Annotated in this window: 27 protein-coding genes; 16 read left to right on the forward strand and 11 right to left on the reverse strand. The window is 66.0% G+C overall.

All coding sequences use genetic code 11. The annotated features are described in order from the left end of the window. Position 1 precedes the first annotated feature (1 nt). Positions 2 to 1,075: an LPS export ABC transporter permease LptG gene (gene lptG / locus METUNV1_RS12060; RefSeq protein WP_008062079.1), complete on the forward strand. Its 1,074-nt coding sequence runs from the start codon at positions 2 to 4 to the stop codon at positions 1,073 to 1,075. Between the two features lie 6 nt (positions 1,076 to 1,081). On the opposite strand, the gene METUNV1_RS12065 is transcribed toward lptG, so the two are convergent. From METUNV1_RS12065 to METUNV1_RS12080, 4 genes are read right to left on the reverse strand one after another with little or no spacing between them, the layout of a single operon-like run. Beyond that, entirely contained in the window at positions 1,082 to 1,513 is a 432-nt protein-coding gene (locus tag METUNV1_RS12065) for an RDD family protein (protein WP_008062080.1), read from the reverse strand. 49 nt (positions 1,514 to 1,562) lie between these two features. After that, positions 1,563 to 2,015, reverse strand: a complete 453-nt coding sequence (locus METUNV1_RS12070) for a DUF3106 domain-containing protein (protein WP_008062081.1) — start codon at positions 2,013 to 2,015, stop codon at positions 1,563 to 1,565. After that, positions 2,015 to 2,440: a DUF3619 family protein gene (locus tag METUNV1_RS12075; RefSeq protein WP_008062082.1), complete on the reverse strand. Its 426-nt coding sequence runs from the start codon at positions 2,438 to 2,440 to the stop codon at positions 2,015 to 2,017. The genes METUNV1_RS12070 and METUNV1_RS12075 overlap by 1 nt, the downstream gene beginning before the upstream one ends. Next, positions 2,437 to 3,003 carry an RNA polymerase sigma factor gene (locus METUNV1_RS12080; RefSeq protein WP_051165446.1) on the reverse strand — a complete coding sequence of 189 codons (567 nt, stop codon included), beginning with the start codon at positions 3,001 to 3,003 and terminating at the stop codon, positions 2,437 to 2,439. Before METUNV1_RS12080 ends, METUNV1_RS12075 begins: the two co-directional genes overlap by 4 nt. A gap of 152 nt (positions 3,004 to 3,155) precedes the next feature. Here METUNV1_RS12080 and METUNV1_RS12085 point away from each other — a divergent pair, with 152 nt between their 5' ends. The 5 genes from METUNV1_RS12085 (at position 3,156) to METUNV1_RS12105 (ending at position 9,350) form a co-directional block, all read left to right on the forward strand. Further along, on the forward strand, positions 3,156 to 4,865 hold the full coding sequence (locus tag METUNV1_RS12085) for an acetolactate synthase 3 catalytic subunit (protein WP_043359794.1): 1,710 nt from the start codon (positions 3,156 to 3,158) through the stop codon (positions 4,863 to 4,865). A 154-nt stretch (positions 4,866 to 5,019) separates the two neighbouring features. Further along, the gene (gene ilvN, locus METUNV1_RS12090) at positions 5,020 to 5,511 is read left to right on the forward strand and encodes an acetolactate synthase small subunit (RefSeq protein WP_008062092.1); all 492 of its coding nucleotides are present in this window, start codon (positions 5,020 to 5,022) and stop codon (positions 5,509 to 5,511) included. 67 nt (positions 5,512 to 5,578) lie between these two features. Beyond that, the gene (ilvC, locus tag METUNV1_RS12095) at positions 5,579 to 6,595 is read left to right on the forward strand and encodes a ketol-acid reductoisomerase (RefSeq protein ID WP_008062093.1); all 1,017 of its coding nucleotides are present in this window, start codon (positions 5,579 to 5,581) and stop codon (positions 6,593 to 6,595) included. Between the two features lie 282 nt (positions 6,596 to 6,877). Then, positions 6,878 to 7,666 carry a CDP-diacylglycerol--serine O-phosphatidyltransferase gene (pssA, locus tag METUNV1_RS12100; protein WP_008062095.1) on the forward strand — a complete coding sequence of 263 codons (789 nt, stop codon included), beginning with the start codon at positions 6,878 to 6,880 and terminating at the stop codon, positions 7,664 to 7,666. A 136-nt stretch (positions 7,667 to 7,802) separates the two neighbouring features. Beyond that, positions 7,803 to 9,350, forward strand: a complete 1,548-nt coding sequence (locus tag METUNV1_RS12105; RefSeq protein WP_008062099.1) for a 2-isopropylmalate synthase — start codon at positions 7,803 to 7,805, stop codon at positions 9,348 to 9,350. A 51-nt stretch (positions 9,351 to 9,401) separates the two neighbouring features. Here the strand turns inward: METUNV1_RS12105 and METUNV1_RS12110 are convergent, their stop codons facing one another. Both METUNV1_RS12110 and wrbA read right to left on the reverse strand, forming a co-directional pair. Next, positions 9,402 to 9,773, reverse strand: coding sequence for a DUF2069 domain-containing protein (locus tag METUNV1_RS12110; RefSeq protein ID WP_008062101.1), 372 nt, complete (start codon positions 9,771 to 9,773; stop codon positions 9,402 to 9,404). Between the two features lies 1 nt (position 9,774). Further along, a complete protein-coding gene (gene wrbA / locus METUNV1_RS12115) occupies positions 9,775 to 10,368 on the reverse strand; it encodes an NAD(P)H:quinone oxidoreductase (RefSeq protein ID WP_043359797.1) in 594 nt (197 codons plus the stop codon). A gap of 87 nt (positions 10,369 to 10,455) precedes the next feature. Between wrbA and METUNV1_RS12120 the strand changes: the two genes are divergently transcribed. Beyond that, positions 10,456 to 11,286, forward strand: a complete 831-nt coding sequence (locus tag METUNV1_RS12120) for a YihY/virulence factor BrkB family protein (protein WP_232416335.1) — start codon at positions 10,456 to 10,458, stop codon at positions 11,284 to 11,286. Positions 11,287 to 11,298: 12 nt separating this feature from the next. Here METUNV1_RS12120 and METUNV1_RS12125 read toward each other — a convergent pair whose 3' ends face one another. Beyond that, entirely contained in the window at positions 11,299 to 12,825 is a 1,527-nt protein-coding gene (locus METUNV1_RS12125) for a hypothetical protein (protein ID WP_008062111.1), read from the reverse strand. Positions 12,826 to 13,006: 181 nt separating this feature from the next. On the opposite strand from METUNV1_RS12125, the gene pyrF reads away from it, so the two are divergent. From pyrF to rplS, 7 genes are all read left to right on the forward strand, one after another. After that, entirely contained in the window at positions 13,007 to 13,738 is a 732-nt protein-coding gene (gene pyrF / locus METUNV1_RS12130; protein ID WP_008062113.1) for an orotidine-5'-phosphate decarboxylase, read from the forward strand. Positions 13,739 to 13,967: 229 nt separating this feature from the next. After that, entirely contained in the window at positions 13,968 to 14,807 is an 840-nt protein-coding gene (locus METUNV1_RS12135) for an ABC transporter substrate-binding protein (protein ID WP_232416336.1), read from the forward strand. Then, on the forward strand, positions 14,804 to 16,729 hold the full coding sequence (locus tag METUNV1_RS12140) for an ATP-binding response regulator (protein WP_008062116.1): 1,926 nt from the start codon (positions 14,804 to 14,806) through the stop codon (positions 16,727 to 16,729). The genes METUNV1_RS12135 and METUNV1_RS12140 overlap by 4 nt, the downstream gene beginning before the upstream one ends. Before the next feature lie 100 nt (positions 16,730 to 16,829). Beyond that, the gene (gene rpsP, locus METUNV1_RS12145; RefSeq protein ID WP_008062118.1) at positions 16,830 to 17,078 is read left to right on the forward strand and encodes a 30S ribosomal protein S16; all 249 of its coding nucleotides are present in this window, start codon (positions 16,830 to 16,832) and stop codon (positions 17,076 to 17,078) included. A gap of 35 nt (positions 17,079 to 17,113) precedes the next feature. Further along, the gene (gene rimM / locus METUNV1_RS12150; protein ID WP_008062119.1) at positions 17,114 to 17,638 is read left to right on the forward strand and encodes a ribosome maturation factor RimM; all 525 of its coding nucleotides are present in this window, start codon (positions 17,114 to 17,116) and stop codon (positions 17,636 to 17,638) included. Next, positions 17,632 to 18,363 (forward strand): tRNA (guanosine(37)-N1)-methyltransferase TrmD, encoded by a 732-nt coding sequence (gene trmD, locus METUNV1_RS12155; RefSeq protein ID WP_008062122.1) that lies wholly within the window; start codon positions 17,632 to 17,634, stop codon positions 18,361 to 18,363. Before rimM ends, trmD begins: the two co-directional genes overlap by 7 nt. Positions 18,364 to 18,482: 119 nt before the next feature. After that, complete coding sequence (rplS, locus tag METUNV1_RS12160) at positions 18,483 to 18,863, forward strand: 50S ribosomal protein L19 (protein ID WP_008062124.1); 381 nt, start codon at positions 18,483 to 18,485, stop codon at positions 18,861 to 18,863. A 96-nt stretch (positions 18,864 to 18,959) separates the two neighbouring features. On the opposite strand, the gene folE2 is transcribed toward rplS, so the two are convergent. The 4 genes from folE2 to METUNV1_RS12180 all read right to left on the reverse strand — a co-directional run bounded on the left by folE2 (position 18,960) and on the right by METUNV1_RS12180 (position 22,940). Further along, positions 18,960 to 19,772 carry a GTP cyclohydrolase FolE2 gene (folE2, locus tag METUNV1_RS12165; protein ID WP_008062126.1) on the reverse strand — a complete coding sequence of 271 codons (813 nt, stop codon included), beginning with the start codon at positions 19,770 to 19,772 and terminating at the stop codon, positions 18,960 to 18,962. 130 nt (positions 19,773 to 19,902) lie between these two features. Then, the gene (gene dxs / locus METUNV1_RS12170) at positions 19,903 to 21,780 is read right to left on the reverse strand and encodes a 1-deoxy-D-xylulose-5-phosphate synthase (protein ID WP_197315208.1); all 1,878 of its coding nucleotides are present in this window, start codon (positions 21,778 to 21,780) and stop codon (positions 19,903 to 19,905) included. 1 nt (position 21,781) lies between these two features. After that, on the reverse strand, positions 21,782 to 22,699 hold the full coding sequence (locus tag METUNV1_RS12175) for a polyprenyl synthetase family protein (protein WP_008062129.1): 918 nt from the start codon (positions 22,697 to 22,699) through the stop codon (positions 21,782 to 21,784). Next, complete coding sequence (locus tag METUNV1_RS12180) at positions 22,692 to 22,940, reverse strand: exodeoxyribonuclease VII small subunit (protein ID WP_008062131.1); 249 nt, start codon at positions 22,938 to 22,940, stop codon at positions 22,692 to 22,694. The genes METUNV1_RS12175 and METUNV1_RS12180 overlap by 8 nt, the downstream gene beginning before the upstream one ends. Before the next feature lie 183 nt (positions 22,941 to 23,123). On the opposite strand from METUNV1_RS12180, the gene METUNV1_RS12185 reads away from it, so the two are divergent. Next, positions 23,124 to 24,227, forward strand: a complete 1,104-nt coding sequence (locus METUNV1_RS12185) for an aromatic ring-hydroxylating oxygenase subunit alpha (protein ID WP_008062133.1) — start codon at positions 23,124 to 23,126, stop codon at positions 24,225 to 24,227. Between the two features lie 91 nt (positions 24,228 to 24,318). Then, positions 24,319 to 25,167 (forward strand): DMT family transporter, encoded by an 849-nt coding sequence (locus METUNV1_RS12190; protein WP_008062135.1) that lies wholly within the window; start codon positions 24,319 to 24,321, stop codon positions 25,165 to 25,167. The last annotated feature ends 50 nt before the right edge of the window (positions 25,168 to 25,217 follow it).

Consider the following 25,217-nt stretch of genomic DNA (forward strand, 5'->3'; position numbering starts at 1 on the left):
CATGCTGATTCATGAACGCTACGTCCGCCGCGAGGTCGCCCTCGCCACCCTTCTGGTGCTGACCGCCTTCCTCGGCCTGTTCGGCTTCTTCGACCTGATCAACGAACTGGACAACCTCGGGCGCGGCAATTACGGGCTGGAGCACGCGGTGATGTACACCGTGCTGACGCTTCCCGGCCGGGCCTATGAGACGCTGCCGATCGCGGTGCTGATCGGCGCGCTGTACTCGCTCACCACGCTGTCGCGGCACTCGGAAATCACGGTGCTGCGCGCCTCCGGCCTGTCCACCGCGCGCATCCTGAAACTGCTTGCGCGCATTGGCCTGCCTTTCGTACTGCTCACCTTCGCGACTGGCGAATTCATCGCGCCACCAGCCGAACGTGCAGCGCAGGAACTGAAGCTGGCCGCCCGTTCGCAACTGCTCACCAGCGAATTCCGCAGTGGCTTCTGGGTGAAGGACGGCCGCAATTTCATCAATATCGGCAGCGTCACGCCCGACGGCGAACTGCGCAAGGTGCGCATTTTCGAGTTCAACGAGCGCCGGGAGCTGCTGTCGATTCTGGAAGCGGGGCGGGGCGCCTACCGTCTGCCTGACGGCTGGGTACTCGCTGAGGTGGCGAGAACCGACTTCTCGGCCGAGGGCGCACGCGTGACGCGCGCCGAAACCCTGGTATGGGATTCCGAACTGAGCCCGGATGTGATGAGCGTGATGCTGGTGGTGCCGGAACGCATGTCTGCCTGGAAGCTCTGGCACTACATCCAGCATCTGGCGGACAACCACCAGGACACCGGCCGCTACGAAATCGCGCTGTGGAAGAAGTTTACCTATCCGCTGGCCTGTCTGGTCATGCTGGCGCTGGCGCTGCCCTTCGCCTACATGCACAACCGCAACGCCGCGGTCAGCATCAAGGTATTTGCCGGCGTGATGATCGGCGTGCTGTTCCACATGCTGAACGGCCTGTTCTCCAACCTCGGCGCGATCAATTCGTGGCCGCCCTATGCGGCGGCGCTCACCCCGGGCGTGCTGTTCATGTTCGCCGCAGCCGCCATGCTGTGGTGGGAAGACCGGCGCTGACCGGCCTTACTTGATCCGGATCACCCGGGTGCCGGCCAGCCGGTCGTGCAGGAACTGGCGTTCTCGGTCGAACAGCGCCCAGATCAGTCCGGCGCCGCCGAACCACAGCGAGGGCCAGCTCAGCAGATAGCGCAGCAGCGCACGGCGAAAGCTGGGCGGGCGGTCTTCCAGCGCATCCACCACCCGTATGCCCCAGGTCTGCATGGCCAGCGTCTGGCCGCCCTTGCGCCAGTAGTGCACGAAGTACAGGCCGAGCAGCAGGAAAATGTGCAGCCAGGCGAACCAGCCCTGAGGCGCCACGTCCAGCGCCAGCCCGATCACCAGATACGGCAGCATGAAGCCGGCAGCCAGCACGCCGAGCAGCAGCAGCGCTTCGTAGAACAGGGAGGCGAGCCGGCGGCGCAGGCCGGCGGCCGGAAATCGGGCAGCTTCTGACATTGTTTCAGTGCGGCTGCAAGGAAGCCGCGAAAGGGAAGGGGAGCGCAGTCTACTTGCGAACCGGCGCCGCTGCAGGCGCGCCCGGTGTCTTGCTGCCGCTTCTGCCTGCTTCCTGCAGGCGTTTGCGTTCTTCCGGAGACAGGCTTTCGTAGGCTTCCCACTGCCGTCGCAGGGTTTCGCGCTGGTCCGGGGGCATGGTCTGAAGCCGCCGGTAGCGTTCCCGTGCCTCGATTCTTTCCTTCGGACTCAGGCTGCCCCAGTACGCCATGCGCGCGCGCATGCGGGTCTGTTCTTCCAACGTCATCGAAGGATAGCGGGCCGCCAGATCCAGCCACTTGCGCCGGCGTTCGGGTTCGAAGCTGTCCCAGTCCTCCGCCAGCGGCGACAGGATGGCCTGTTCCGCCGGCTTCAGCAGATACCATGCGGGCGCCCGGCTCTGGGCGAGCGCGGGGGCGCACGACAGCGACGCTGCGAGCAGCGCGCCGGCCAGAAGGATACGCATCAGCGCTCGCCCTGGCTGTCCAGCCAGTTGCCGAAGCCGCGGTCGAGATAGGCGTCGATCGGCAGGTCGTCGGTCAGCAGTGCGGTGTCGATGTCTATCGATTCATTCAGGCGCTCGTCCTGCGACTGCTGGCTGGCAAAGGCCGCAATCAGCGCGAGCAGCACGACGCCGGTGGCCGATATCAGGTTCTGCCGCAGCCAGTCGCCGCCGCCCAGCGTGCCGGCCATGCCGGCCAGCCGGGGGAGCAGCGCCAGACGCCGCCGGGGCAGTGCGGCCGCGACGGCCCGTTCGCGCGACTGACGCAGACGGAACGCGATATCCGGGGGCAGTTCGGCGCAGCTTGCTTCGAGGGCGGCATGCGCGCGACGACCGATGGCGGCTTCGTCGAGGCCGCTTGCAGGAGGCGGTAGGTGAGTCCGGTTCATAGTTTGATGCCACGCAGTTTGAGGGCGGCCGCGAGGGCGTGCGTTGCGCGCGAGCAGTGCGTCTTGACGCTTCCTTCGGAGCAGCCCATGACCGACGCGGTCTCGGCGATATCCAGTTCCTCCCAGTAACGCATCAGGAAGGCTTCGCGTTGACGTGTCGGCAGGCGGGAAATCTCGCGCTCGATCAATGCCATCACTTCCGACTGTTCGAGGTTCTGTTCGGGGGTCCGGCCGAGTTCCGACGGGTCGTCGACCACCATCGTTTCCAGCGGATCGTAGTCGTCCTCGTCGTCCTGTCCGGTCAGCGCCGACAGCAGCGTGGTCCAGGTCGAGCGGACCTTGCGACGCCGGAAGGCGTCGCGGATCACGTTCTGCAGAATGCGCTGGAACAGCAGCGGAAGCTCGTCGGCCGGCCGGTCGGCGTACTTCTCGGCCAGTTTCATCATCGCGTCCTGTACCGCATCCAGCGCCGATTCGTCGTTGCGCAGAGCGAACACGGCCTGCTTGAAGGCGCGGCGTTCGACAGCGGCAAGAAAGGCGGACAGTTCTTCGCGGGAAGCCAGGGCTCGGTCTTTCGGTGGGTCGGTGCGGATGGTATGCCACAGGCGGCATACGGGCGGCAATATGCCCGCCTGACGCCGACAAATGCCTTGACCGGAAAGAGTGCCAAAGCTACCCTTTGCGGCTTTTCCGGAATTTTTTTACAGGTGTGGCGATGCTTTTGACCGGAGCGGAAATTGTAGTCAGGTGCCTTGCGGAAGAAAAGGTCGAGTATGTTTTCGGGTACCCCGGCGGCGCCGTGCTGTACCTGTACGACGAGCTTTTCAAGCAGGACAAGGTACGGCACGTACTCGTCCGCCACGAACAGGCCGCGCTGCACGCAGCGGACGCCTATTCGCGCTCGACCGAGCGCGTCGGCGTCGCGCTGGTGACTTCGGGTCCGGGCGTGACCAATGCCGTGACCGGCATCGCGACCGCGTATATGGATTCCATTCCGATGGTGATCATCACCGGCCAGGTGCCGACCGCCGCCATCGGTCAGGACGCCTTCCAGGAGTGCGACACGGTCGGCATCACCCGCCCGTGCGTGAAGCACAACTTCCTGGTGAAGGACGTCAAGGACATCGCCCCGACCATCAAGAAGGCCTTCTTCATCGCCAAGACCGGCCGTCCAGGTCCGGTCCTGGTCGATATCCCGAAGGACATCACGATGGCCAAGGCCGAATTCGACTATCCGAAGTCGGTCACCATGCGCTCTTACAACCCGATCACCAAGGGTCACCAGGGCCAGATCAAGAAGGCGGTCCAGCTGCTGCTGGAAGCCAAGCGTCCGATGATCTACGCCGGCGGCGGCGTGGTGCTGTCGGATGCATCGGACAAGCTGGCCAAGCTGGTGCGCACGCTGGGCGCGCCCTGCACCAACACGCTGATGGGCCTGGGTGCCTATCCGGCGACCGACAAGCAGTTCGTCGGCATGCTGGGCATGCACGGCAACTACGAAGCCAATATGGCGATGCAGTACTGCGACGTGCTGATCGCGGTCGGTGCCCGCTTCGATGACCGCGTGATCGGCAACCCGGCGGATTTCGCCCGGGTGGCGCGCAAGATCATCCACATCGATATCGATCCGTCGTCGATTTCCAAGCGCGTGAAGGTGGATGTGCCCATCGTCGGCAACCTGCCGGACGTGCTGGACGACATCCTGCGTCTGCTTGAAGCTTCGGGCGATCGTCCGGACAAGGAATCGCTGGCCGAATGGTGGAAGCAGATCGAGGAATGGCGCAGTCGCGACTGCCTGAAGTACAAGCACAGCGACGAGGTGATCAAGCCGCAGTTCGTGGTCGAGAAGCTGTGGGAAATCACCAAGGGGGACGCCTTTGTCACCTCGGACGTGGGCCAGCACCAGATGTGGGCCGCCCAGTACTACAAGTTCGACAAGCCGCGTCGCTGGTTGAACTCCGGCGGTCTGGGCACCATGGGCGTGGGCATTCCCTACGGCATCGGCGTGCAACTCGCGCACCCGGGTTCGCCGGTGGCGGTGATCACCGGCGAAGGTTCGGTGCAGATGAACATCCAGGAACTGTCGACCTGTAAGCAGTACCGCATTCCGCTGAAGATCTGCAGCCTGAACAACCGCTATCTGGGCATGGTTCGCCAGTGGCAGGAGTTCATCCACGGCAACCGCTACTCCGAGTCCTACATGGATTCGCTGCCCGATTTTGCAAAGCTGGCCGAGGCCTATGGCCACGTCGGTCTGCGCGTCGAGAAGCCGGGTGACGTGGAAGGTGCGCTGCGCGAAGCTTTCAAGCGCAAGAACGACCTGGTGTTCATCGACTTCCAGGTCGATCCGACTGAAAACGTGTATCCGATGGTGATGGGTGGCAAGGGTCTGACCGACATGATCCTGTCCGCCGAGGACCTGTAACACGGCAATCCGACACTGTCGCGCGCGGCCCCCGGCATCCACGCGTCGCCGGGGTCGCCTGACCGGCTTACCCGCCGGTCAGGCAGCGGGCACCGGCCTCCGGCAGCCCGCACCGTGGCGGCGGTTCTCCGTTTAGAAAAAAGAGGCGCTCGCAATGAGGCATGTCATTTCCGTACTGATCGAGAACGAAGCCGGTGCGCTGTCGCGCGTGTCGGGCCTGTTCTCGGCGCGTGGCTACAACATCGAATCGCTCACCGTGGCGCCGACCGAAGACGGTTCGCTGTCACGGATGACCATCATTTCCACCGGCTCCGACGACATCATCGAGCAGATCACCAAGCAGCTGAACAAGCTGATCGAGGTGGTGAAGGTGGTCGACCTGTCCGAAGCCGCGCACATCGAGCGCGAACTGATGCTCATCAAGGTGCGCGCCACCGGCAAGGACCGCGAGGAACTGAAGCGTGTCGCCGACATCTTCCGTGGCCGCATCATCGACGTGACCGATTCGACCTATGTGATCGAACTGACCGGCAACACGGCCAAGATCGAGTCCTTCGTCGGCGCGATCGACAGCTCGCTGATCCTGGAAACCGTGCGTACCGGCGTGGCCGGCATCGGCCGCGGCGACCGCATCCTGCGTCTCTGATCCGCACACCGCATTCCGCACCAGCCCGCAGCACCGCATAAACCTACACAGCACACAAGGGAAACCCATGAAAGTCTTCTACGACAAGGACGCAGACCTGTCGCTCATCAAGGGCAAGAAAGTCACCATCGTCGGCTACGGCTCGCAAGGCCATGCTCACGCCCAGAACCTGTCGGATTCCGGCGTCAAGGTCACGGTCGGCCTGCGCAAGGGCGGCGCGTCGTGGAAGAAGGCCGAAGGCGCTGGCCTGAAGGTGAAGGAAGTGGCGGATGCGGTGAAGGGTGCCGATCTGGTCATGATCCTGCTGCCGGACGAGAACATTCCGCAGGTGTACTACGGCGACGTCGAGCCGAACATCAAGAAGGGCGCCACGCTGGCGTTCGCCCACGGCTTCAACATCCATTACAACCAGGTCATCCCGCGTGAAGACCTGGACGTCGTCATGGTCGCTCCGAAGGGCCCGGGTCACACCGTGCGTTCCGAGTACCTGCGCGGAGGCGGCGTGCCGTCGCTGATCGCCGTGTATCAGGACAAGTCGGGCAAGGCGCGTGACCTCGCGCTGTCGTACGCGGCTGCGAACGGTGGCACCAAGGGTGGCGTGATCGAAACCTCGTTCCGCGAAGAGACCGAAACCGATCTGTTCGGCGAACAGGCCGTGCTGTGCGGCGGTCTGGTCGAGCTGATCAAGGCCGGCTACGAAACGCTGACCGAAGCCGGCTATGCGCCGGAAATGGCCTACTTCGAGTGCCTGCACGAAGTGAAACTCATCGTCGACCTGATCTTCGAAGGCGGTATCGCCAACATGAACTACTCGATCTCGAACAACGCGGAATACGGTGAGTACGTCACCGGCCCGCGCGTGATCGCAGGCGAAGCCCGTGCCGCGATGAAGGAGTGCCTGGCCAACATCCAGAATGGCAACTACGCCAAGAACTTCATCCTTGAAGGTCGCACCAACTACCCGGAGATGACGGCCCGCCGCCGTCTGACCGCCGCTCACGAAATTGAGAAGGTCGGTGCCCAGCTGCGCGGCATGATGCCGTGGATCACGAAGAACAAGCTGGTCGACCAGTCGAAGAACTGATTGGCGTCCCGCCTGGCCCGGCGGTCCCGGCACATCGTGTCCGGGCCGCCGGGCCTTTTGCATTCCGGGCCATCCGTGCGCCGGCCGTTCCCGTCATCATCGGACGCTTCCGCGATGCACGTCATCCTGATAGGTTCAGGACGAAGCGCAGTCTGTGACGCGTTCATGGGGTCGGAACCACCGTGGCCATGATCGGGTGCAGCGGGCACCAGGGGCCGAACCGGCCTGAAACGCAAAAGCCGTGCAGCGGTGATCCCGTGCGCGGTCCGTCGGAGTGAATGCATGTCCGAATACGATCCGCAGTACGTCAAGCCTGCCGATCCGGTGAAACGCCGGCGCGGCATCTACATCCTTCCCAACCTGTTCACCACCGCCTCGCTGTTCGCCGGCTTCTACGCCATCGTGCAGGCAATGAACGGGCGCTATGAATATTCCGCCGTGGCCATCTTCGTCGCCATGGTGCTCGATGGCCTCGATGGCCGGGTGGCGCGGCTCACCCACACCCAGTCCGCCTTCGGCGCCGAGTACGACTCGCTGTCCGACATGGTGTCCTTCGGCGCGGCGCCGGCGCTGATCGCCTACGAATGGGCCATGCGCGGCCTCGGCAAGTGGGGCTGGATCGCCGCTTTCATCTACTGTGCCGGTGCGGCGCTGCGGCTGGCGCGCTTCAACACGAATCTCGGCACGGTGGACAAGCGCTACTTCCAGGGGCTGCCCAGCCCGGCCGCCGCGGCACTGGTCGCCGGTCTGGTGTGGGTGGCGACCGACAACGGCTATACCGGGCCCGACATGCGCTGGGCCGCCTTCGTGATCACGCTGTTCGCTGGCCTCACCATGGTGAGCAACGTGAAGTTCTGGAGCGGCAAGGACATCAACCTGCGCCGCAGCGTGCCCTTCATCGTCATTTTCGGTTTCGTGCTCGCTTTCGTCGCGGTGTCGCTGAATCCGCCGGTGGTGCTGTTCAGCCTGTTCGTCGCCTATGGCCTGTCCGGCTACGTGATGTGGGTGATCCGCCGCGCCAGCCGCAGCCAGACGCCGCCGACCTTGCCGCCGCCGGAAGCGGACGCCTGATCGCGAATGCCGGCCGCCGTTGTACGGTGCCGGCCGACGTCTTATATTCCCGGGCCGGAGCGGCCCCGCCCCGCGCCCGGCCCAATGCCTGCATGACCCGCGTCGTACCGCAGTGCGACGCGCTACGGAGATCACCATGACCGACCGCCTCATCATTTTCGACACCACGCTGCGTGACGGCGAACAGAGCCCGGGCGCCTCGATGACGCGCGATGAGAAGCTGCGTATCGCCCGGCAGCTCGAGAAGATGCGGGTGGATGTGATCGAGGCCGGTTTCGCCGCCGCCTCCAACGGCGATTTCGAATCGGTGCGCGCGGTGGCCGAAACCATCCGCGAATCCACCGTCTGTTCGCTGGCGCGCGCCAGCGAGAACGACATCCGTCGTGCGGGCGAGGCGATCAGGCCGGCGGCGAGCGGCCGCATCCACACCTTCATCGCGACCAGCCCGATCCACATGGAGAAGAAGCTGCGCATGAGCCCCGACCAGGTGGTCGAACAGGCGATCAAGGCGATCGGCTGGGCGCGGCAATACACCGAGGACGTGGAGTTTTCGGCCGAGGACGCGGTGCGCTCCGACATCGATTTCCTGGTGCGCGTCTTCACCGAGGTGATCAAGGCCGGCGCGAAGACCATCAATGTGCCGGATACCGTGGGCTACTCGGTGCCGGCGCAGTGGGCCGAGCGCATGCGCACGCTGATCGAGCGGGTGCCGGGTGCCGACAGGGTGGTGTGGTCCACGCACTGCCACAACGACCTCGGCATGGCGGTGGCCAATTCGCTTGCCGCGGTGATGGCCGGCGCACGTCAGGTCGAGTGCACGATCAATGGCCTGGGCGAGCGCGCCGGCAACGCCTCGCTGGAAGAGGTGGTCATGTCGGTGCGCACCCGGCGCGACGTGTTCGGCGTGGATACCCGCATCGATGCGTCGCAGATCGTGCCGGCATCGCGTCTGGTGTCCACCATCACCGGCTATCCGGTGCAGCCGAACAAGGCCATCGTCGGCGCCAACGCCTTCGCGCACGAGTCGGGCATCCACCAGGACGGCGTGCTCAAGCATCGCGAAACCTATGAAATCATGCGTGCCGAGGACGTGGGCTGGAACACCAACAAGCTGGTGCTGGGCAAGCACTCCGGCCGCAACGCCTTCCGCGCGCGGCTGACCGAACTGGGCATCGTCGTGGAGTCGGAAGAGCAGCTCAACGTCGCCTTCGCCGCGTTCAAGGAGCTGGCCGACAAGAAGCACGAAATCTTCGACGAGGACATCCAGGCGCTGATGAGCGACGAAGCGGTCACGCCGGAGGACGAGCTGTACAAGCTGGTCGCGATGAGCGTGCGCTCGGAAACCGGCGAACCGCCGCAGGCGGCGGTGACGCTGACCGCGGGTGGCCGCGAGGTGAGGGTGGAGTCGCAGGGCAGCGGCCCGGTCGATGCGTCCTTCCGCGCCATCGAATCGGTGGCGCGAAGCGGCTCCGAACTGCTGCTGTATTCTGTCAATGCCATCACCACCGGCACCGATGCGCAGGGCGAGGTGACGGTGCGGCTGGCGCTGGGCGGACGCATCGTGAACGGCCAGGGCGCCGATACCGACATCATCGTCGCCTCGGCCAAGGCCTACATCAACGCGCTGAACAAGCTGCAGGGTGCGCAGAAGCTCAACCCGCAGGGTGACGAAAGCCCGATCTGAGCCGGGTTTCCGGAAAGACGGACGAGAGGGCCGGCATTTGCCGGCCCTTTTTTATTGCGCGTCGGGCGAAGGTGCAGCCAGCCGGCTGGGTGCGGTGTACTTCGAGTAGAAGGTGCTGCCGAGGAAGAGCAGCACCGACAGCACGGTGTAGACGACGGCGATCTGTGCAGACAGCCCGCTGTCCGAGGTCGCACGCACGATGCCTTCGGTGAAATAGGCCAGGCTGAGCAGCGACATCCACTGGTGGGTGTAGCGCCTGCCGCGCAGGATGCCGAACAGGCTGCCCAGCAGCGGCAGGATTTTCAGCACCAGCCAGGAGCCGCCCGGACGCAGCGGCGCCAGCCACAGCTCCCAGGCCAGGCCGAGCAGGATGAGGGCGATCAGGCTGCCGGCGGTCAGCAGGTTCCAGCGTCGGGCATTCATGTCAGTCGGCGAGCTTGAGAGCGGTGAGGGCGAGCCGGCGGCCGAGCGCAAAGGCGAGCTTCGCTTCCGGTTCCGACAGGGCGGTGCGGGCGTCGGCACCGGTCACGTGACTGGCGCCATAGGGTGTGCCGCCGTCCGGCGTGTGCGCCAGTTCGGGTTCTGCGTAGGGCAGACCGACGATGAGCATGCCATGGTGCAGCAGCGGCAGCATCATCGACAGCAGCGTGCTTTCCTGGCCGCCGTGCTGCGAGGCGGTGGAGGTGAACACGGCGGCCGGTTTGCCGGCCAGCGCACCGGACAGCCACTGCGGACTGGTGCCGTCGAGAAAGTACTTGAGCGGTGCGGCCATGTTGCCGAAGCGTGTCGGGCTGCCGAGCGCCAGCCCGGCGCACTCCTCGAGGTCGATCGCCTCGGCGTAGGGGGCGCCGCTGTCGGGCACTGCCGGCGCGCTGGCTTCGCAGACCGTGGACACCGGCGGCACGGTGCGCAGCCGGGCGCTTGCGCCGTCCACCGAATCGATGCCGCGGACAATCTGCCGCGCCAGGTTCAGCGTCGAACCGTGGCGGCTGTAATAGAGCACGAGGATTTCTTTCAATGCGGGCCATCCAGCACAATGAGGGCCGGAGTGTACAGTGTCGCGGGCCGCGTTCCGGCGGTTTCCCGGTTCCTATCCAGCCTTTCGATGTCTTCTTCCCTGACTGATTTCGTGCTGCGCCCCTTCCGCGTGGTCAGCGGTGCGGTGCGACGTCATCGCGACGGCCGCGCAGCCCAGTCCGCCGCCGCGCTGGCGCTGGCGCTGCTGTTCGCGCTGGTGCCGCTGGTGGTGCTGGCGCGTCAGCTCACCGCATGGCTGCCCGACGCACTGCAGTTCGGTGCGCCGCTTCAGGCCTATCTGACCGGAACGCTGCTGCCGGACGAAGCCGGCAGCAGCGTGGTGCGCCACGCCTCGCGCTTCGTGGCCAAGGCGCGCCGGCTGTCGCTGGCCGACCTGCTGCTTCTGCTGGGCAGCGCCTGGGTGTGGGTACGCACTGCCGACCACGCGCTCAACGCCATGTGGTCGCAGCGTCCGCACCGCAAGGTGCGCCGTACCGCGCTGATCTATCTCGCGCTGCCGGTGCTCGCGCCGGTGGCGCTCGGCGTCGGCGCCGGCCTCACGCTGTATCTGGTGACCGCCTCGCTCGGCCTGGTGGATGAACCGCCCTGGCTCAAGGTACTGCTGCTGCGCGCGGCGGCCGGCGTGGTGACCGCCGGTTTCCTGGTGCTGCTGTATCGCACGCTGCCGCGGGCTACCGTGAGCTGGGGTGAGGCGATCTGCGGTGCGCTGGTGGCCACCGGCCTGCTGTCGGTGATGCAGAAGGGGCTCAGCATCTACGCCGGCCACATGCCCGCCTATGCGGTGGTGTATGGCGCGCTGGCGACCTTGCCGGTGTTCCTGATGTGGCTTTACCTGTTCTGGACCATCGTGCTGTTCGGCGCCGCCCTGACCGCCGAACTGAACGACCGCGCGCGCTGAGCGCCCGCCCGGTCAGCCGCGGCCGGAGGCCGCAGTCAGTTCGTCCAGTTCGTACAGTTCGAAGGCCTGGGTCTGCAGGTCGAGGTCGGACAGCCGCGCTTCGCCCAGACGGCAGCCCGGACCCGACATGTGGGCGAGCAGCAGTTCCCGCCCGCGGGCGTCGCCGCTTGGCAGCATGAGGGCAGGATGCGCGCGCTGGCGCGGCAGCGGCGGCAGGCGCAGCGCGTGCACGGTGGTGCGCGGTTCGGCGTCGCTGAACACCACGGTGGCGGCCTGCGCGCCGTGGCTGAGCAGTTCCACGCCCACGTCGACCGCACCGGCATGGGCGCTGCGCGCCCAGCGCACCACGCAGATCATCCAGGTACGGCTGCCGCTGCCCTTGATCAGCACCGGCATGCCGGGGCGGATGAGTCCGGTCGGGCCGTTGTCCATGCGCAGCGCGAAGCCGTTGGCGCTGTCGTTGAGCAGGGTCCAGCCGGTGGTCTGGTTGCCCCATTCGGCCGCCGGGTCGCGCTTGTCCAGCAGCTGCCAGATGGCGTCGAAACCGATCAGCATGCGCACTGCCATGCCGCGCTCGCGGCGTGCGAACTGGCGTCGCGGCATGGCCATCCAGCGCGCCTGCAGCCGGCGCAGCAGGCGACGCGTGCGGACCTGTCCGAGACAGCCGGGCAGATAGAGGTCGGCCGCGTTGCCGCCTTCGTCTATCAGGTCGAGGTGATGCGCAAGCACCTGGCCGAGTCGCTGACAGGAGCAGTACAGGATGTGGCTGCCGCGTTCGGTGTCCGGCGGTGAGCGCAGCAGCGGAACCGGGCCGCGGTCGCTTTCGTCGTCCAGCCAGAACCATGAGTCGAGATCCCGGTGCGGCGCATTGATCTGGATCTGCACGGCGCCGGAGTAACTGCGCACGTAGTCGGCAATATTGAAGAAGTCGGCCGGCGTGAGGTGGGGCGGCTGGGCCAGATCGAGCGCGATCAGTTCGCGGTAAAGCTGTTCCGCGTCCGCCGAGCCGGCGACCTGGGTGGCCGGCATCGCCATGGTACGGGTGTGCATCAGCAGGGCGTGCGCGGTGGACCAGAAGCCGGCCGGCAGATCGGCGGCGATCAGCGTGCTCAGCGCGTAGGCGTCGAGCACGCACAGCATGGCGTGGCCGGCGGCCCGGGATGGCTTGTGGGCGACACGGGCGCGCAGCGCGTCCAGATAACCGCGCGCCACCTGCATCAGCACGCCGGCGAGGTGGTCAGCGGCCGCGCGCAGCGCGTCCGGCACGGGCAGCGCACTGGCGGCCAGTTCAGGTTTCAGCGTGATTGCGCAGGACAGCGCGCGGTCGTGAAAGATGTCGAGTACGCGCACCCGGGCCTGCGCTTCGAGTTCAGCCTGGGCGAACAACGCCAGACAGCCGGCGAGCAGCGGCGCTTCGTGCGCGGGATCGCTGCTGGCCGGGCGTGCCAGCCAGTCGAGTACCGCCTGCAGCGGGCCTTCGCTCCGGGCGCTCTGCAGCAGCGCGTCGAGCTCGGGCGGTGCAATGTGGGCTGCGGGCATCGGCAGTTCGGGCGCGGCGGAAGCGGGTGAGGTGCCGATTCTAGTAAACTCGGGCCTTGCCGGCGCAGGCCAAATGCCGCACTTGCCTTACTCGGCGTCCATCCGGCGCCGTCCGCGGCACCGGGCGGCTTAGGTTGTCCGGTGTCTGTGCACTTACGTATCCATATTTTCAGGTCCGCCCATGAACACCTCTTCAGCTTCCGCCAAGATCATCGACCCGGCTGACCGCCTCATCGTGGCACTCGACGTGCCCTCCGCCGATCAGGCCCGTGCCATCGTGCTCCAGCTGGGCGACGCGGTCCGCTTCTACAAGATCGGTCTCGAACTGTTCATGAGCGGCAATTACTTCGAACTGCTGGACTGGCTGATCGCCCGCAACAAGAAGGTGTTCGTCGACCTGAAGTTCTTCGACGTGCCGGAAACCGTCCGTTCCGCGGTGCGCGCACTGGCGTCCAGTGGCGCCACCTTCGCCACCATTCACGGCAATCAGGCCATCATGGAAGCGGCCGGTGCCGACAAGGGCGCGCTGAAGATTCTGGCGGTGACCGTGCTCACCAGTCTGGATCGCGGCGATCTCGACGATCTGGGCTTCGCCTGTGACGTCGATGCGCTGGTGCTGTCGCGCGCGCGCCGCGCGCTGGCCGCCGGTTGCGACGGCGTCGTGTCCTCCGGGCTGGAGGCGCCGCACATCCGCGCCGAACTGGGCGAACGCATCCTGGTCGTGACCCCGGGCATCCGTCCGGTCGAGAATCGCCCGGCGGACGACCAGAAGCGCACGGTGGATGTGGCGCAGGCGCTGGGCAACGGCGCCGACTACCTGGTGGTGGGCCGTCCGATCCGCAACGCGGCCGATCCGGTCGCCGCGGCCTGGGCGATGCAGGCCCAGATTGCCCAGGCGCTGGGCGTGAACTGACGCCTATGCGGCGCGCATCATCATCCGAAGGGCTGATGATGCGCCGCATCGGCATGCTGCATACTCGAATCGTTTTCCGTCCTCTCCGGGCCCGTCCCGGGCGCGAGTGTTCGCGTCACACCATCCGATGTCCTTCCTGAACCGTCGCAGATTTCCCTTCCCGGGCCTGCGTACGGTCGTTCTCCTTGTCGCCTGTCTGTTGCTGCCGGGTATGGCCCGGGCGGCGTCGGTGCTCGTCCTGCTGAGCGAGAGCGGCGGCGCCTACGGCGAGTTTTCCGAAGCGCTGAAGAACGAGCGGACCGCCCGCGGCGGATTCGCGCTGACCGTGATGACCCGGGCCGAATTCGGCCCAGCCGATCTGGGCGGTCACGATGCGGTGGTGGCCGTCGGCGCCGGTGCGCTGCGCGCGCTGGCGCAGATCGATGCGCCGGTCCCGGTTCTGTCGGTGCTGGTGCCGCAGTCCGCTTTCGAGGCACTCAACAACGGCGACAACGCGCGCCGCTGGACCGCCATCCATATCGATCAGCCCTTCTCCCGGCAGATCGAACTGATACGGCTGGCGCTGCCGGAAGCGCGGCGCATCGGTACCCTGGTCGATGCCGCCCACCCGGAGCGCCTGCAGCCGTTGCGCGCCGCACTGTCCGGTACGGCGCTGCAGCTGTCGGCCGGCAGCTTCACCGGCGAGGCGGCGCTGTTCGGCGCGCTGTCCCAGGTGCTGGAAAAGTCCGACGTCTTTCTGGCGATGCCCGATCCGCAGGTGCATAACGCGGGCACCGTGAGAAACCTGCTGCTCACCTCCTTCCGTGCGCGGGTGCCGGTGGTCGGGTTTTCGGCGGCCTATGTGCGGGCCGGAGCGGTCATGTCGCTGTATTCAACCCCGGAACAGATCGCCCGCCAGACCGCTGACGCGCTGGCCGGCTGGATGCGTGAGCGCAGCTGGCCGTCACCCAGGCATCCGAAACATTTCACCGTGTCGGTCAACCCGCATGTCGCCCGCTCGCTCGGTCTGCGCATCGACGACGGAGACGTGCTGCGTGACCGCCTGATCCGCCAGGAGCGCCAGCCATGAAGCACTGGGGCATCCGTCTGCGCGTGCTGCTGGTGGCGCTGGCGCCGGTGATGGCCTTCGGCATCGCGGGGGGCGTCTGGATGGTGCTGCACCGGCTGGCCGAGCTGGAGAGCAGTCTGATCGAGCGCGGTCGCGCCACCGCGCGTCAGGTGGCCGCGACCGCCGACTACGGCATCTTTTCCGGCAATACCGATGCGCTGGTGTCGCTGATCGAGGCGGCGCGGCGCGAGCCGGACGTGAGCGGCATCATGGTGTCGAGCCGTGACGGCGATCTGGCGGTGTCCGGTGGCGTGCTCAGCCCGGAAGCCTATCTGCCGGGGCGCCGCGCCGCCGGGCTGGCCCTGGTCGAACTTGACCATGCGCTGATGTTCGTCGAGCCCATCGTGCGCAGCGCGGTGCTGGATGAATCCGACGTGTTCGACGGACTGGGCGAGCCGGTGACCGACCGCCAGCCGATCGGCTGGGTGCTGGTGGAAGTGAGCCGGGCGCGGGTCGAGGCAATGAAGGTGGATTTCATCCTGACCAGTGCCGGCGTGATCGCGGCGGCACTGATGCTGGCCAGCGTGTTCGCCTTCCGCATCAGCCGCACGGTGACCGGACCGGTGCGTGAGGTGTCGCAGGCGGTGCGCCGTATCGGCGACGGTGACCTGTCGGTGCGTCTGCCGGTGTCCGGCGGCGGCTCGCTGCGGGTGCTGGCCGAAGGGGTCAATGGCATGGCCGAGCGGCTGCTGCGCGCGCGCGACGAGCTGGAGGCGCGGATCGCCGATGCCACCCGACAGCTGCGCAGCCGCACCGACGAGGCGGAGCGGGCCAATCACGCCAAGTCGCGCTTCCTCGCGGCGGCCAGCCACGATCTGCGGCAGCCGATGCACGCGCTCGGGCTGTTCGTCGCCGAACTGGCGGAACGACTGCGTGGGTCGGAACACCGCACGCTGATCCGTCAGATCGAGGAGTCGGTCGGTGCGATGGAAGATCTGCTGGATGCGCTGCTCGACATGTCCAAGCTGGACGCCGGCGGCGTCACCGTGCGCCGTTCGCACTTCCCGCTGCAGCCCATGCTGTCGCGCATCGTGGACGATTTCGCGGCCGATGCGCTGCAGCGTGGCCTGCGACTGAAGCTGCGGGCGACGCCGCTGTGGGTGGAGTCGGACCCGCTGCTGCTCGAGCGCATCATGATCAATCTGCTGTCCAACGCGGTGCGCTATACCCAGCGCGGAGGCGTGCTGGTGTGCGTGCGTCGTCGCGGTCAGGATGCGGTGATCGAGGTGCGGGATTCCGGTCCGGGCATTCCGGCCGAGGCGCACGACATGATTTTCGAGGAGTTCTATCAGCTGCAGAACCCGGCACGGGCGCGCGGGCAGGGGCTCGGGCTGGGGCTGGCCATCGTGCGCCGGCTGTCCGGACTGCTTGGCCACGATGTGGCCATCCGTTCGCGCGCCCAGCATGGCTCGATCTTCTCGGTCAGCGTGCCCTGCGTCGCGCCGCCGGTCGGTGACGTGGCCGAAATGGAGCCGGCCGCGCTGCCCGCCAGCCTGTCGCTGTTCGTGATCGTGATCGACGATGATCCGGGCTCGCGCAACAGCGTGGCCGGACTGCTGCAGTCCTGGGGCTGCGACGTGCTGTGCGCACCCAACCTGTCTGAAGCGCGCGACGCCATCCGTCTGCGGGAGCGCTCTCCGGCCCTCATCCTGTGTGACTTCAGGCTGGCTGCGGTCGCCAGTGGCATCGACGTGCTCGACGCGCTGCTGGCCGAGCAGGGTGGCGAGATCGCCGGTGCGCTGGTGACCGGCGATACCGATCCGCAGGTTCGACGCCTTGCGGCGGCGCGCGGTTATCCTGTCCTGCACAAGCCGGTCCGCCCGGCCCGCCTGCGGGCGCTGGTCCAGCAGGCGGTGGCGCGCCAGCAGAACCCGGTGAGCTGACCCGCCCGGACTCTGCCCGCGCAGTCAAAGACGTCTTGCCTTGCGGATCCCGCGAGTCTTCGTTAATATCGTTGGTTTTCCTCGTTTTGAAGGAAGTGTAATGGTCGTCATTCGCCTCGCGCGTGGGGGTGCCAAGAAGCGCCCGTTCTTCAACATCATCGCCACCGATTCCCGCAATCGCCGCGACGGTCGTTTCATCGAGCGCGTGGGTTACTACAACCCGGTCGCTCCGGAAGGCACCGCCGGTCGTCTGACCGTCAATGCCGAACGTCTGGCCTACTGGGAAAGCGTTGGCGCCCAGCTGAGCCCGACGGTTGCCCGTCTGGTCAAGACCCAGAAGGCTGCCTGATCAGCCATCCGTCGATTCCCGAGCCCTTCGGTCCCATGATCGTACTGGGGCGGCTGGCAGCGCCTTTCGGCGTTCAGGGCTGGCTGCATATGCAGGTGTTCGGAGACGATCCGCAGTCCTGGAAAGTGATCGAGCGCTGGTATGCCAGCAGCGATCCTGAAAGCGGGGCGGCGGGCTGGCGCGAACTGAAGCCCGAAGGTTTCAAGCTTCAGGCAAAAGGGCCGGTGGTGCGTTTTGAAGGCGTGCCGGACCGTACCGCGGCTGAAAAGCTGGTCGGCCTTTACGTCGGTGTGCCGCGTCACGAGCTGCCGGATACCGCAGACGACGAGTTCTACTGGGGTGACCTGGTCGGGCTTGAGGTCGTGAATCTGGCCGGTGAGCGACTGGGGCGCGTCGATCGACTGATGGAAACCGGTGCGAACGACGTGCTGGTCGTGCTGGACGACGCGCTGGGTGGTGACAAGCCGGTAGAGCGGCTCATTCCCTTCGTGTCTGCGGTCGTGAAAGACGTGGATCGCGCAGCGTCGAGGGTGCACGTCGACTGGGACGCACAGTGGTAGGTACTGCGGCGGACAGCGTGGCCGGACCGCGCATCACCTTCGAGGTGGTTTCGCTGTTTCCGGAAATGTTCGCGGCGGTCGAACGCAGTGGCATCACACGGCGCGCGCTGGAGCGCGGGCTGTGGAATGTGAGACACACCAGTCCGCGCGATTTCGCGACGGATGTGCATCGCACGGTGGATGATCGGCCCTACGGCGGTGGCCCCGGCATGGTGATGCTGGCCGAGCCGCTGGCGCAGGCCATTTCGGCGTGTCGCGCCCGCCATGCGCAGCCAGTCAGGGTGGTGCATTTCTCGCCGTCCGGTGAGCGCATGACGCACCGGAAGGTAATGGAACTGACGGCAGAGCCGGCGTTGATCCTGCTCTGCGGCCGGTATGAAGGGATGGACCAGCGTCTCATCGATCGGGAAGTCGATCTCGAACTGTCGCTGGGGGATTTCGTGCTGTCGGGCGGTGAGCTGCCGGCGATGGCACTGATGGACGCGATCATCCGCCAGTTGCCGGGGGCGCTGAACGACGCGTCATCGGCTGTAGAGGATTCGTTCGTGAGCGGTCTGCTGGACTGTCCGCACTACACCCGTCCCGAAATATGGGATGGCCGGCCGGTGCCGGAGGTGCTGCTGTCAGGAGATCATGCGCGGATCCGTCGCTGGCGGGCCGAACAGGCGCTGGAGATTACGCGACGGCGGCGTCCCGACCTGCTGGCGCGGGACGAGCAGTCGTAGTCTGTGCAGTAAGGTTTTTGCAGCAAGCGGGTGACCGAACACCGTCACCCATCAATAAACGCACGCATCACGGAACAAGTGCTCTGCGGCAAGGCAATGCCATAGACCAGGAGTCAAGCATGAATCTGATCCAGCAACTCGAGCAGGAAGAAATCGCCCGTCTGGGCAAGAACATCCCCGAATTCGCGCCCGGTGACACCGTCATAGTGAACGTGAACGTGGTCGAAGGCGACCGCAAGCGTGTCCAGGCCTACGAAGGCGTGGTGATCGCCAAGCGCAACCGCGGCCTGAACTCGAATTTCATCGTCCGCAAGATTTCCAGCGGCGAAGGCGTCGAGCGTACCTTCCAGACCTACTCGCCGCTGATCGCTTCGATCGAAGTGAAGCGCCGCGGTGACGTGCGTCGCGCCAAGCTGTACTACCTGCGTGAGCGTTCGGGCAAGTCGGCGCGCATCAAGGAAAAGCTGGCCAAGCGCGTGGTTGCTCCGGCGGCCCAGTAAGCGCCTGCCGCCGCGGATGCTGCAAGGCGTCCGCGCAGGCTGGAATGAAAAAGGGACCTTTGCGGTCCCTTTTTCATTTCCGCTGCTGCCCGGTGCTCAGCGCTTGTCGGCGCGGATCTGGGCCCAGGCGGAGTGGTTGTGGATGGATTCGAAGTTCTCGACTTCCAGCACATAGGCACGCACGCGCTGTTCCGCATTCAGTCGTGCCGCAATGTCACGCACCATGTCTTCGACGAACTTGGGATTCTCGTAAGCGCGCTCGGTCACGAATTTCTCGTCCGGCCGCTTCAGCAGTCCGTACAGATCGCAGGACGCTTCCTGCTCGGCGATGTCAATCAGGTCGTCGATGGCCAGATCGCCCTCGATGTCTGCCTCGATGGTGACGTGGGAGCGCTGGTTGTGCGCCCCGTACTGCGAAATCTTCTTCGAACAGGGGCACAGGCTGGTGACCGGGATCTGCACCCGCAGCGTGAAGCTGTGCTGTCCGTCCGCGTCGGTGCGGGCGGTGTAGCTCACCTCGTAGTCGAGCAGGCTTTCGGTGCCTGACACTGGCGCGGTCTTTCGGCGGAAGTAGGGGAAGCGCATGCTGATCTCGCCGCTGTCCGCTTCCAGCCGGACCAGCATGGTGCGCATCAGTGGCGCGAACGAGGCCGGCGACAGCGGCGTGTTCAGTTCATGCAGCAGTTCGACGAAGCGCGACATGTGAGTGCCCTTCAGATGGGCGGGAAGGCTCACGAACAGGCCGCACTCGGCCACCGTGCCCTGAACCCAACCATCGCGGCCGCGCACGCTGATCGGATGCCGTATGCCGCGTATGCCCACCTTCTCGATCGGCAGTTCGCGCCGGTCCGGCGAGTTCTGCACGTCGGGCATGCTGAGCGGAGTGGCGTGCGGATCGCGGGCGTTCATGCTGGACCTCTGGTTTCTCTACATGATCATTTGTTGCATGTAGATTAACACCGGGTTCACACCGACTCAAGCCGCGGTGCACGAAAAAGGCCCGGCAATGCCGGGCCTCGTTCTGCGCGGACGGCGGCGATCAGCGCTGCAGCGCAGCGGCCACCTGGGCGCGCACACCGGCGGCGTCCAGGCCGACTTCGGCATAGAGCAGGGACGGATCGCCGTGGTCGACGAAGCGGTCTGGCAGGCCGATGCGCAGCACCCGACAGGACAGCCCGGCGTTGTGGATCACCCGTTCGACTTCGCTGCCGGCACCGCCGATCAGCGCGTTCTCTTCCAGCGTGACGATGAGACGGTGCTTGCTGGCCAGTTCGAGCACCAGTGCCTCGTCCAGCGGTTTGGCGAAACGCATGTTGGCGACGCTGGCGTCGAACTCGTCCGCCACCGCGAGCGCCGGCGTCAGCATGGCGCCGAAGGCCAGCAGCGCGGCGTCGCCCTCGCCGGCACGACGCAACTCGCCACGGCCGATCTCGATCGCGGTCATGTCCTGCTGCGGCACCACGCCCGGGCCGCTGCCGCGCGGATAGCGCACCGCGCTGGGCCCTTCGTGCAGATAGGCGGTGTACAGCATCTGCCGGCACTCGTTCTCGTCGCTCGGCGTCATTACGACGATGTTCGGCAGGCAGAGCAGGTAGGACAGGTCGAAGGCACCGTGATGGGTGGCACCGTCGGCGCCCACCAGGCCGGCCCGGTCGAGCGCCATCATGACCGGCAGGTTCTGCAGGCACACGTCGTGGATCAGCTGGTCGTAGGCGCGCTGCAGGAAGGTCGAGTAGATCGCGACCACCGGCTTGACGCCTTCGCAGGCCATGCCGGCGGCGAAGGTGAGCGCGTGCTGTTCGGCGATGCCCACATCGAAGTAGCGTTTCGGGTATTCCTCGGCGAAACGCACCATGCCGGAGCCCTCGCGCATCGCCGGCGTGACCGCCATCAGCTTGTCGCAGCGGGCGGCCATGTCGCACAGCCAGTCTCCGAATACCTGGGTATACGTGAGCTTGCCGCCGCCCTTGCCGGTCTGGATACCGGCCACGTGGTCGAACTTGCCGACACCGTGGTACAGGATGGGATCGGCTTCGGCCAGCTTGTAGCCGTAGCCCTTCTTCGTGATCACGTGCAGGAATTTCGGACCCGGCAGTTCCCGCAGGTTTTCCAGCGTCGGGATCAGCGCATCGAGGTCGTGACCGTCGATCGGGCCGTAATAATGGAAGCCGAACTCCTCGAACAGCGTGCCCGGCGTGATCATGCCCTTCACGTGTTCTTCGGCCCGCTTGGCGAATTCGCGCAGCGAAGGCGCCAGTTCCAGCACCTTGGCGCCCGCGCGGCGGGCAGCGTTGTAGGTCTGGCCGGACAGCAGGCGGGTCAGGTACTTGTTCAGCGCGCCGACCGGCGGCGAAATCGACATGTCGTTGTCGTTGAGGATGACCAGCAGGTCGGCATCCTCGACGCCCGCGTTGTTCAGTGCCTCGAAGGCCATGCCGGCGGTCATCGCGCCGTCACCGATCACCGCGATGCTGTGCCGGCGCTGGCCCAGTGCCTTGGCAGCGACGGCCATGCCCAGCGCGGCCGAGATCGAAGTGGACGAGTGGGCGGTGCCGAAGGTGTCGTACTCGCTCTCGCAGCGGCGCGGGAAGCCGCTCACGCCCTTGTACTGGCGGAGTGTGGCCATGCCTTCGCGGCGGCCGGTCAGCACCTTGTGGGCATAGGTCTGGTGACCGACGTCCCACACGATGCGGTCGTGCGGCGTGTTGTAGACGTGGTGCAGTGCGACCGTCAGTTCCACCGTACCGAGATTGGACGACAGGTGGCCGCCTGTGCGCGAGACCGATTCCAGCAGGAAGGCCCGCAGTTCGGTGGCCAGCTGGGCCAGCTGACGGCCGTCCAGTGCGCGCACGGTGGCCGGCGAATCGATGGTTTCCAGCAGCGGGTAGGCGCTCATCGTGTGCAGGGATCTGTCCATATCAGTGTTTCCTCGTCAGCACGAAATCCGCCAGTTCGCGCAGGCGACGGGCTGCGTCGCCAAACAGCGAGAGGCTGTCGATCGCCTCGGCGTGCAGTTCGCGTGCCCGTTCGCGGGCGCGCGCCAGACCCAGTGTGCTGACATAGGTTGGCTTGTTCGCAGCGGCGTCCTTGCCTGCGGTCTTGCCGAGCTCTTCAGTGCTGGCTTCGCAGTCCAGCACGTCGTCCACCACCTGGAAGAGCAGGCCGACCGTACCTGCATAGTGGTCCAGACGGCCGTGCGCGTCCACATCAAGATGGCCGCAGGCCGCTCCCATGCGCACCGCGCAGCGGATCAGCGCACCGGTCTTGTGGATGTGCATGAATTCCAGCTCTTCCACGCCCAGCGGCAGACCGACCGAGGCGAGGTCGATCGCCTGGCCGCCGGCCATGCCGCGCGAGCCTGACGCGATGGCCAGCTGGCTCACCAGCGCGGCGCGGGTATCCGCCGGCACCGGACAGTGTTCGGCCAGCAGCAGGAAGGCCAGCGACTGCAGGCTGTCGCCGACCAGCAGTGCCGTGGCGTCGTCGTACTGCACGTGTACGGTGGGCTTGCCCCGGCGCAGCACATCGTCGTCCATGCAGGGCATGTCGTCGTGTACCAGCGAGTAGGCGTGGATCATTTCGACTGCGCAGGCGGCGGCGTCCAGTGCCTCGGCCGAAGCGCCGGACAGCGCGCCGGCTGCGTGGCACAGCAGCGGGCGTACCCGCTTGCCGCCGCCCAGCACCGCGTAGCGCATGGCGTCGTGCAGCCGTGCCGGGGCGATGGTGGCCTGCGGCAGGAAGCGGTCGAGTGCGCTTTCGGTGCGGTGCTGAACCGCGGACACCCAGTCAGCGAAAGATCCGGTCGTGTCGCTCATCGCGGTGTCTGCCTCACTCATCGCGCGCATCGTCCGGGCGGAATTCGCGCAGCAGCCCGTCTTCCAGTATCTGCACTTTCTGTTCGGCCGCGTCGAGCGCCGACTGGCAGTGGCGTATCAGTTCCACACCGCGCTGATAGCGTTCGAGCGCGCCTTCGAGCGGCAGTTTGCCGTCTTCCATCGCACGCACGATGGCTTCCAGTTCTTCGATCGCCTGCTCGAAGCTGGCGGGCGCCGAAGCCGCGTCTGCTTTTCGTGTCATGCTGGATTGGTGCGCAAGGCAAACGCTGGAAAATAACTGATCCAAAACAGGCGGTCAAACGCTCAAGCGGATATACTGCCCGGCTTTGTCACGCGTCTGCGTACCTTTGCGGCGGGCTCATGTTCCGAAGCGAAGGCTCTGGATCGCACGCGGTTTTCCAACTTTGACTTCGAGGGTTGGGGAATGTCCGATATACAGTCCATTACCCGTCTGGAACCGGCACAGTCTCAGTTTCCGGTTTCCTGGTATTTCGATGAGCAGCTGTTCGAGCTCGAGAAGCGCGTGCTGTTCGACAACGGGCCGGGCTATGTAGGCCATGAGCTGATGGTGCCGAACGTTGGCGACTATCACACCCTGGGATGGGCCGACGACGCGCTGATGCTGGTGCGCAACGAAGCCGGCATCGAAATGCTGTCCAACGTGTGCCGCCACCGGCAGGCGCTGATGATGAAGGGCCGTGGCAACACGCCCAACATCGTGTGCCCGGTGCACCGCTGGACCTATGACACCCGTGGCGAACTGCTGGGGGCGCCGCACTTCCCGAACACGCCTTGCCTGAACCTGAAGCGCCAGCCGCTGCAGAACTGGAAGGGGCTGCTGTTTTCCGGCAAGCGCGACGTCGCCGCCGATCTGGCCAGCATGGAGGTTGCGTCCGCTCTCGACTTTTCGGGCTACATGCTCGACCACGTCGAGATGCACCAGTGCAATTACAACTGGAAGACCTTCATCGAGGTCTATCTCGAGGACTACCACGTCGAGCCCTTCCACCCGGGGCTGGGCAAGTTCGTCACCTGCGAGGACCTGAGCTGGCAGTTCGCCCAGCAGTATTCGGTGCAGCGGGTCGGCCTGAACAATCGCCTGGCGCGGCCGGGTTCGCCCACCTACGAGCGCTGGCACCGCGCGGTGCTCGACTACTACCGCGGCGAACTGCCGCCGCACGGTGCGATCTGGCTGACTTACTACCCGAACATCATGGTCGAGTGGTATCCGCACGTGCTGGTGGTGAGCACGCTGTATCCGCAGGCGGTGGACCGCACCCTGAACGTGGTGGAGTTCTACTACCCGGAAGACATCGTGCTGTTCGAGCGTGAATTCATCGAGGCCGAACGGGCGGCGTACATGGAAACCGCCCGCGAGGACGACGAGATCGGCGAGCGCATGGACGCCGGCCGGCGGGCGCTGATGAAGCAGGGGCGTTCCGAGGTCGGTCCCTACCAGTCGCCGATGGAAGACGGCATGCAGCATTTCCACGAATGGTTCCGGCGCGAACTGGCGGACTATCTGTGACGGCGATTGCGACAGCCGATCGGGACAGGGCACTTCGGTGCCCTGTTTCGTTTCGTCCGCCCGCAGCCCGGCCGGCGTGCGGAGTGGCGCGATGAAGTCGCTGTGGATGGTGGCCGCCAGCCTGCTGTTCGCGTCCATGGGCGTGTGCGTGAAACTGGCCAGCGAAGCGCTGCCGGCGTCCGAGATCGCGTTCTACCGGGCCTTCATTTCGCTGCTGCTGATCGCGGTCATCATGCGGCTGAGCGGTGCGCAGTTCGCCACGCCCCACGCGCTGACTCATCTGAAGCGGGGGGTGTCGGGCGCCATTTCTCTCATCCTCTACTTCCAGGCCATCGCGTTGCTGCCGCTGCCGACCGCAGTCACGCTGAACTACACCTCGCCGCTGTTCATGGCGGCCTGGCTGGGGTTCACCGTCAGCGGCGAACTGTCGCGTCCGATCGCGCTGGCACTGGCGCTCGGTTTCGCAGGCGTGGTGCTGGTGCTGCAGCCCACCCTGGGCAGCGAACAGTGGGTCGGCGGGCTGTGCGGCCTGAGCTCAGGCCTGATCGCCACCATGGCCTATCTCAGCGTGCGCGATCTCGGGCGTCTTGGCGAGCCGGAATGGCGCACGGTGCTTTATTTCTCGCTCTGTTCGTCGGTGTTCGGCGCGGCCTGGGCGCTGATCGACGGCGGCTTTCATCTGCCGGATCTGCGCACCTGCGCACTGCTGCTGGGTGTCGGCGTGTTCGGCGCCGCCGCACAGCTGTGCATGACCGCCGCCTACAAGGGCGGTCGCACGCTGGTGTCCGCCAGCCTCGCCTACACGACAGTGGCCTTTTCCACGCTCTACGGGGTGCTGCTGTGGAACGATGTGCCTTCGGCCGCGGTCTGGCTGGGTATGGTGCTCATCGTCGCCAGTGGCGTGCTGGCCATGCTCAATCCGCCGCCGGCGAAGCTATAGTCGAAGTGCGGGGCGCGCACGCGCGGTCCCGCTTCCGGCAGACACTGGAG

Source organism: Methyloversatilis universalis FAM5 (assembly GCF_000214035.2).
Classification (GTDB): domain Bacteria; phylum Pseudomonadota; class Gammaproteobacteria; order Burkholderiales; family Rhodocyclaceae; genus Methyloversatilis; species Methyloversatilis universalis.

What these genes read in the sequence shown, in the direction of transcription:
- ilvN (WP_008062092.1), top strand. Translation starts at nt 5,020, where the DNA reads ATGAGGCATGTCATTTCCGTACTGATCGAGAACGAAGCCGGTGCGCTG.
- METUNV1_RS12140 (WP_008062116.1), top strand. Translation starts at nt 14,804, where the DNA reads ATGAAGCACTGGGGCATCCGTCTGCGCGTGCTGCTGGTGGCGCTGGCG.
- rpsP (WP_008062118.1), top strand. Translation starts at nt 16,830, where the DNA reads ATGGTCGTCATTCGCCTCGCGCGTGGGGGTGCCAAGAAGCGCCCGTTC.
- ilvC (WP_008062093.1), top strand. Translation starts at nt 5,579, where the DNA reads ATGAAAGTCTTCTACGACAAGGACGCAGACCTGTCGCTCATCAAGGGC.
- METUNV1_RS12125 (WP_008062111.1), bottom strand. Translation starts at nt 12,825, where the DNA reads ATGCCCGCAGCCCACATTGCACCGCCCGAGCTCGACGCGCTGCTGCAG.
- METUNV1_RS12180 (WP_008062131.1), bottom strand. Translation starts at nt 22,940, where the DNA reads ATGACACGAAAAGCAGACGCGGCTTCGGCGCCCGCCAGCTTCGAGCAG.
- pyrF (WP_008062113.1), top strand. Translation starts at nt 13,007, where the DNA reads ATGAACACCTCTTCAGCTTCCGCCAAGATCATCGACCCGGCTGACCGC.
- METUNV1_RS12065 (WP_008062080.1), bottom strand. Translation starts at nt 1,513, where the DNA reads ATGTCAGAAGCTGCCCGATTTCCGGCCGCCGGCCTGCGCCGCCGGCTC.
- dxs (WP_197315208.1), bottom strand. Translation starts at nt 21,780, where the DNA reads ATGGACAGATCCCTGCACACGATGAGCGCCTACCCGCTGCTGGAAACC.
- METUNV1_RS12190 (WP_008062135.1), top strand. Translation starts at nt 24,319, where the DNA reads ATGAAGTCGCTGTGGATGGTGGCCGCCAGCCTGCTGTTCGCGTCCATG.
- METUNV1_RS12110 (WP_008062101.1), bottom strand. Translation starts at nt 9,773, where the DNA reads ATGAATGCCCGACGCTGGAACCTGCTGACCGCCGGCAGCCTGATCGCC.
- rimM (WP_008062119.1), top strand. Translation starts at nt 17,114, where the DNA reads ATGATCGTACTGGGGCGGCTGGCAGCGCCTTTCGGCGTTCAGGGCTGG.
- METUNV1_RS12085 (WP_043359794.1), top strand. Translation starts at nt 3,156, where the DNA reads ATGCTTTTGACCGGAGCGGAAATTGTAGTCAGGTGCCTTGCGGAAGAA.
- folE2 (WP_008062126.1), bottom strand. Translation starts at nt 19,772, where the DNA reads ATGAACGCCCGCGATCCGCACGCCACTCCGCTCAGCATGCCCGACGTG.
- rplS (WP_008062124.1), top strand. Translation starts at nt 18,483, where the DNA reads ATGAATCTGATCCAGCAACTCGAGCAGGAAGAAATCGCCCGTCTGGGC.
- METUNV1_RS12175 (WP_008062129.1), bottom strand. Translation starts at nt 22,699, where the DNA reads ATGAGTGAGGCAGACACCGCGATGAGCGACACGACCGGATCTTTCGCT.
- pssA (WP_008062095.1), top strand. Translation starts at nt 6,878, where the DNA reads ATGTCCGAATACGATCCGCAGTACGTCAAGCCTGCCGATCCGGTGAAA.
- METUNV1_RS12105 (WP_008062099.1), top strand. Translation starts at nt 7,803, where the DNA reads ATGACCGACCGCCTCATCATTTTCGACACCACGCTGCGTGACGGCGAA.
- METUNV1_RS12070 (WP_008062081.1), bottom strand. Translation starts at nt 2,015, where the DNA reads ATGCGTATCCTTCTGGCCGGCGCGCTGCTCGCAGCGTCGCTGTCGTGC.
- lptG (WP_008062079.1), top strand. Translation starts at nt 2, where the DNA reads ATGCTGATTCATGAACGCTACGTCCGCCGCGAGGTCGCCCTCGCCACC.
- METUNV1_RS12120 (WP_232416335.1), top strand. Translation starts at nt 10,456, where the DNA reads ATGTCTTCTTCCCTGACTGATTTCGTGCTGCGCCCCTTCCGCGTGGTC.
- METUNV1_RS12075 (WP_008062082.1), bottom strand. Translation starts at nt 2,440, where the DNA reads ATGAACCGGACTCACCTACCGCCTCCTGCAAGCGGCCTCGACGAAGCC.
- METUNV1_RS12185 (WP_008062133.1), top strand. Translation starts at nt 23,124, where the DNA reads ATGTCCGATATACAGTCCATTACCCGTCTGGAACCGGCACAGTCTCAG.